Annotated in this window: 7 protein-coding genes; 4 read left to right on the forward strand and 3 right to left on the reverse strand. The window is 34.8% G+C overall.

All coding sequences use genetic code 11. The features are described 5' to 3' along the window. The 3 genes from EQ827_RS07485 to EQ827_RS07495 form a co-directional block, all read left to right on the forward strand. Positions 1-628: PTS fructose transporter subunit IIC (locus EQ827_RS07485; RefSeq protein WP_181190379.1), on the forward strand; the 628-nt coding region annotated here is incomplete at its 5' end. A gap of 216 nt (positions 629-844) precedes the next feature. After that, positions 845-1,459 (forward strand): copper homeostasis protein CutC, encoded by a 615-nt coding sequence (locus EQ827_RS07490; protein WP_181190380.1) that lies wholly within the window; start codon positions 845-847, stop codon positions 1,457-1,459. Between the two features lie 86 nt (positions 1,460-1,545). Next, positions 1,546-2,706 carry a glycosyltransferase gene (locus tag EQ827_RS07495; RefSeq protein ID WP_181190381.1) on the forward strand — a complete coding sequence of 387 codons (1,161 nt, stop codon included), beginning with the start codon at positions 1,546-1,548 and terminating at the stop codon, positions 2,704-2,706. A gap of 80 nt (positions 2,707-2,786) precedes the next feature. Here EQ827_RS07495 and uvrC read toward each other — a convergent pair whose 3' ends face one another. Continuing rightward, the gene (gene uvrC, locus EQ827_RS07500; RefSeq protein ID WP_181190382.1) at positions 2,787-4,598 is read right to left on the reverse strand and encodes an excinuclease ABC subunit UvrC; all 1,812 of its coding nucleotides are present in this window, start codon (positions 4,596-4,598) and stop codon (positions 2,787-2,789) included. Between the two features lie 112 nt (positions 4,599-4,710). Here uvrC and EQ827_RS07505 point away from each other — a divergent pair, with 112 nt between their 5' ends. After that, positions 4,711-4,860: an SPJ_0845 family protein gene (locus EQ827_RS07505; protein ID WP_181190383.1), complete on the forward strand. Its 150-nt coding sequence runs from the start codon at positions 4,711-4,713 to the stop codon at positions 4,858-4,860. A 117-nt stretch (positions 4,861-4,977) separates the two neighbouring features. Here EQ827_RS07505 and dhaM read toward each other — a convergent pair whose 3' ends face one another. Continuing rightward, entirely contained in the window at positions 4,978-5,349 is a 372-nt protein-coding gene (gene dhaM / locus EQ827_RS07510; protein WP_181190384.1) for a dihydroxyacetone kinase phosphoryl donor subunit DhaM, read from the reverse strand. A gap of 2 nt (positions 5,350-5,351) precedes the next feature. After that, positions 5,352-5,921 carry a dihydroxyacetone kinase subunit DhaL gene (gene dhaL / locus EQ827_RS07515; RefSeq protein WP_309109352.1) on the reverse strand — a complete coding sequence of 190 codons (570 nt, stop codon included), beginning with the start codon at positions 5,919-5,921 and terminating at the stop codon, positions 5,352-5,354. Positions 5,922-5,949 lie beyond the last annotated feature (28 nt).

Here is a 5,949-nt window from a genome sequence, read left to right on the forward strand (position 1 = left end):
CGTTTTAGGTTTGCTTATTGTCGGTGCAATTATGTACTTCATTATTGATCCAGTATTTGCAGTTGTTAACCAAGTTATTTCGAACTTGTTAACCCATATGGGAACCGGTAACGCCGTAATCTTAGGAGCGTTGTTAGCAGGAATGATGGCCATTGATATGGGTGGTCCCTTTAACAAAGCTGCTTATGCTTTTGCGATTGGTACTTTTACCACAACTAAAGACGGTGCTTTAATGGCTGCTGTAATGGCTGGAGGAATGATTCCACCTTTAGCTATTGCTTTAGCAACAACAATTTGGAAAAATAAATTTACTCAAGGTGAACGTGAAGCTGGTTTGAGTAACTATATCCTTGGTGCTGCTTTTATTACCGAAGGTGCAATTCCATTTGCCGCAGCTGATCCTCTGCATGTTTTAACTTCCAGTGTTATTGGAGCAGCTATTGGCGGAGGTTTAACTCAACTATGGAAAGTTAATGTTCCTGCTCCTCATGGAGGGGTTTTTGTGACACCACTATCTAATCGTCCTTGGTTATTCTTACTATCGGTTATTTTAGGTTCGGTTATTGCAGGGGTAATTTATGGTATCTGGAAGCCAGCTTTGAAAGCAGAAGCTAAGGCAGATAAATAAATTTTTAATGATTCAAAAATAAAAACCGGAACAAGATATTTTGCTCCGGTTTTTTTAATTGCTTAGAGATAATAAGTATTCTTTATAACAACTATATAACAGCAAATGCTGATTTAATATAAAAATGAGAACTTAAATTTTGATATACAACAAAATTAGTATTAGATTATTATCAAGACAGCTTTTTATACTAAACTAAAAACAAGAGGTGAAAATATGATAAAAGAAGCGTGTGTTGGCGACTTTCGCATGGCCGTTCATGCAATTAAACACGGTGCCAATCGCTTAGAATTAAATGCCGATTTAGCACAAGGTGGAATCACCCCCAGTGTAGGTGTTATTCAAAAAACGATTACTTTTGCTCATCAATACCAAATACCTGTTGTGGTAATGGTACGTCCTAGAGGTGGAAATTTTATTTATTCAGAAGCAGAAATTGAAATTATGCGTATAGATGCACAAACAATTGCGCAACTCGGAGCTGATGGCATAGCAATAGGAATATTAACTTCACATCGCCAACTACAAACCGAACAATTATTATATGTAACCCATGACTTACCATTAGAGTTAGTTTTTCATATGGCCTTTGATGAAATTACTGATCAAAAGTCAGCTTTAAAATGGCTAGCTAAACATAATTTTCAAAGAATATTAACTCATGGAGGGCCATTAAACCAACCCTTAAATATTAAGCATTTGCAAGAATTAATCGCACAAGCTCCCCAGCAAATTCAAATTCTTCCAGGTGGTGGTATTACGAAAAGTAATGTTTCTGATATTTTGCGTGTTTTAGCAGTAGATCAAGCTCATGGCACAAAAATTATTTAACAGCAATATCCAACCTTTCGCTAATTAAGAGTGTTAGTCTTATCATAGATGCAAGTTTAATGCATCAATTGAATTTTTGCAGGAGGATGAAAATTTTGGTTCAACCAGTTAAAACTAAAATTGCGTCCGTACAAGAAGGCAATATTCATGATTACGATAGCATTCTTGATTATTTTAATAATCAAATGGCTCATCAGGATTTAAAGAAGCAATACCATTCAATAACTTTCGTAACTACAGGAATTGAAGCCTATAATGGCGGACAGACTACAATGTTGCATTTAGGCACTTTATTAGCGCATGCAGGTTATGATGTATATTATCAAAGCTATGTACCTCAAAGTCGCGTTGAATTAGAAAATAATGCTGAATTTAATTATCCTGGTTATCAAGGCACTTGCTTAGAAATGTCGGAATTAAAACAGCATCAATCGGATATTTGGGTAGCAACTCTTTGGGAATCAGCTTATATTATTAAAAACTTACTAGGATATAAACTTTATTTTGTACAAGATTATGAGCCATATTTTTATCCCTTCGGCGATCGCTTTCAATTGGCAAAAAAGACTTATGAATTGGGACTACACATGATTTCTTTAGGTCCCTGGTGTCAAAAAATGATTCAGCAAAATTGTCAGCTATATAGTCCATTAGAACAGATTAATTTTCCAGTTGATTTGGATAGATACCCACATTTACATCGTAATTTTTCAGATTATCCTCACAAGAAAAAACTAAAACTTGCTGTTTACACTAAATTTACCAGTCCTAGACGTGCTCCTATTAATGTTGAATTGATTTTACGAAATTGTGAGAAAATTTTAAAGCAACACGGATATCAACTTGAAATTAGTTATTTTGGCACTGAAAAAGAAGAAACTTTTATTAATGGTAAAAATTTAGGTAAATTAACTCCACCACAACTAGTTAATTTGTACCATCATAGTGATTTTGGAATTGCACCTTCAATGACTAATTTTTCCCTAGTACCCTTTGAAATGATGAGTACAGGCCTGCCCTTTATTGACTTTAAAGAAGGAACAGGCCGTTACTTCATCCCCCAAAATTGCTGCTTTATTACTCATTTTGACGAAACTGAATTAGCACATTTACTTATGCAATTAAGTCAAGATGCTGTTGCTTTACAAAAAGTAACCACTAATGCACGCCAACATTTGCATTCTATAACTTGGGAAAGAACATTTAAAGATATTTTAAATATTCTCACTAATTTACCGACTTCATAATATATAAAATAAAGACGCGGAATAAGCATAGTCCGCGCCTTTTTGTTGGTTTAGTAGTATTTTAAATTTAATATTAGTAGTTATGGTCCAACTTTACGTATGGGAGTAGTGGAAAGTGACAGCTTAATTGTCTGCGCAACAGTTTGTGAAATGCCCAATTTCATAAGTTCTTCGACTGGAGCTTCTTTTATTTTTTTAACAGAACCATAGTTTTTTAATAATTTAATCCGCGTTTTAGGACCTACGCCCTTAATACTTTCTAATTGTGAAGAAAGAGCATTTTTGCTATGTGTTTTTCGATGATAACTAATCACAAAACGATGAACCTCATCTTGAATACGCTGTAATAAATAAAATCCTTCACTTTTCGGGTCTAAGTTCACAGCCTTCCCTTCAGAACCACATATTAAATGGGAAGTATTATGATGTCGATCTTTGACCATGCCAGCAACGGGAATTTGAATTCCCAGCTCATTATGCAAAACGTCTAAAACTACACGTAATTCAATAATTCCTCCATCCATTAAAATTAAATCAGGTAAAGGTTTCTTTTCTTTTAACAGTCGTGAATATCTTCGATAGATTACCTCACGTGTATTTGCTGCTTCATCGGCTCCATTATGGGCTTCAAGTTCATCTTTAATTTTATACTTACGATAATTACTTTTTTGCGGTTTCCCATCAACAAAACTTACCATCGCTGATACAGGATCCATTCCTTGAATATGCGAATGATCAAAAGATTCAATTACATGCCCATAAGATAACCCTAAGGCTGCAAAAATTTGCTTTTGAGCTTCAATGGTTTGTCTATTATCTAATTCCATCAGACGAAACTTTTCTAATAAAACTAATTTAGCATTTTCCTGGGCCATATTTAACAAATCTCGTTTTTGCCCCCGTTGAGGAGTTCGCAACGGGATCTGCAAAATCTGCTCCAAAGTAGAGCTATCAACTTCAGGGGGTACCAGAATTTCTCGCGGCAACAGATTATTTTTACGATTATAAAATTGTAGAATAAATGTTGCTAATTCCTCTTCCGGTGAATTGATACATAAAAAAATTTGCTTTTCTCGTTTCATTAGTCGCGCTTGACGGATAAAAAACACTTGAATTGAAATCCAACCTTTATCTACGTAATAATTGAAGAGGTCCCGTGGCGTATAGTCATTGGAAATAATTTTTTGTTTTTCAACAGTTTGTTCAATATAACGGATTTGGTCTCTTAATTCAGCAGCGCGTTCAAATTTTAAATTTTTAGAAGCAGTTTCCATTTTTTGCTGGAGACTTTTTTTAATGGATCCTACATTTCCATTTAAAAAACTTTTAATCTTTGCAATTTGCCTTTGATATTTTTCTATGGGAACTTCCTTAAAGCATGCTCCTAAACACTGCCCCATGTGATAATATAGGCATGGTCGGCCCAAATGTCCCGTACACCGCCTTAATGGATATACTTTCTGCAAAAAATGTAGGGTTTCCTCAGCAGCATAGACATTCGGATAAGGGCCAAAATAATAGCCGCCATCTTTTTTTACTTGTCCGGTTATTATCATGTGCGGATCACGTTCATTGGTGATTTTGATATATGGATAACCAGTTCCTTTTTTTAACTTAATATTAAAATAGGGTTGATGCTTTTGTATAAGCGTAATTTCCAATAAAAATGCTTCTTTATCAGTGGAAGTAACTATGGTTTCAAAATCACGAATTTCACTGACTAATTTAGCAGTTTTGCCTTCATGAGAACTCTTAAAATACGAACGGACACGATTTTTTAAATTTTTGGCCTTACCGACATAAATAATTTTAGCATTAATATCTTTCATTAAATAACATCCGGGACGATCAGGTAATAATGCTAACTTATGCTCTAAATATTCTGTTGCCATCGCAATCTCCTTTATTTCTGGAGAATATTCTACTATTTTTGAATAAAAATACCAACAATTTTGCAATCAGTAGTGTAATTATATATAATTACCACTAAAAGGAGCGATGAGCATGGGATTAACTGTAAAACGTGAAAATGATTTTGGAAATTTATTTGACAAATTTGCCTCTTTACCAGATGATGTAAAACAAGCTGTCGATACAGTCGATAAAACTGCTAAAAAAACTAAAGCAGCTGATAAGCAAAAGGAAAACAAATAGTATTATTGATACTAGTTAATTAAATCATGAACTTCTGATAATTAAAGCTACGTTTAATAAAAGGATGATGAGACCATTATTAATCTCATCACCCTTTTTTGTTACTCAGATAATTCATTATTTTTTTAATTTTAGATTTTGTAAATTTTTTTCAATAACTGTTAAATCAACACTAACTTGAGCCAAAGTGCCAGCGGTATAAGCCCCTTCTACTAATGCTACATCATATCGATGAATAGACTTCGAACTCATTTCTTGAGCCATTTCTAAATTCATTTTGGAACTACCTAAATCATAAAAAGCTAATAGTTGTTCTCCAGTATTTTGTTCAATAGCTTGCTGGATTTTCTCTAAAGAAGTTCCTAATTTACCATCGGCTGTTCCTCCAGCAAAAGTGATGGGTACATCTGGTGCTGCTTGTGCTACTAATTGAGCTACACCTTGAGCAATTTGTGGAACATGCGACACTATTAAAATTCCATATTTCATGATTATTCTCCTATTACCTGTAGCAAATTATTAAATAAAATTTCACTACTTTGAGCACCGGGGTCAATATGACCGATTGAACGTTCAGCTAAATAACTAGCTCGACCCTTATGGGCTTCCATGTCTTTTGTAGCTGCTAAATGCTGCTGAAGATTTTGCCGGTTAAATTGCCCCTGACTAAGATCATGCGCTACTGGTTGCCAAATATCTAACATTGTTTTATCGCCTACCTGGGCTTGTCCACGGCGAGCAATTCCAGAAGCACCAGCTTGAATTAAGGCTTCCAGCTGACTATCATGTTCTTGAGCATATTTTGACATATCTAACAAAGCCGTACCGTACAATGGTCCGGAAGCTCCACCCACTTTACTAATTAAAGCAAAAGCTGCTTGTTTTAATAAAGCGCTTAAATCAGAAGCCGTATCCTGCTGCAGAAGTACCTGTACTTGCTGCATTCCTCTCACCATATTCGTACCGTGATCGCCATCGCCAATAGCAGTATCTAATTCATTTAAAAACCCCTGTTGTGATTGAATATCTTTTGCAAACAGCTGCAACCATTTTTTGGCCAAATCTAAAGTTAACTCCATTATCTTTTAC

The organism is Bombilactobacillus bombi (assembly GCF_013607485.1).
GTDB classification, from domain to species: domain Bacteria; phylum Bacillota; class Bacilli; order Lactobacillales; family Lactobacillaceae; genus Bombilactobacillus; species Bombilactobacillus bombi_A.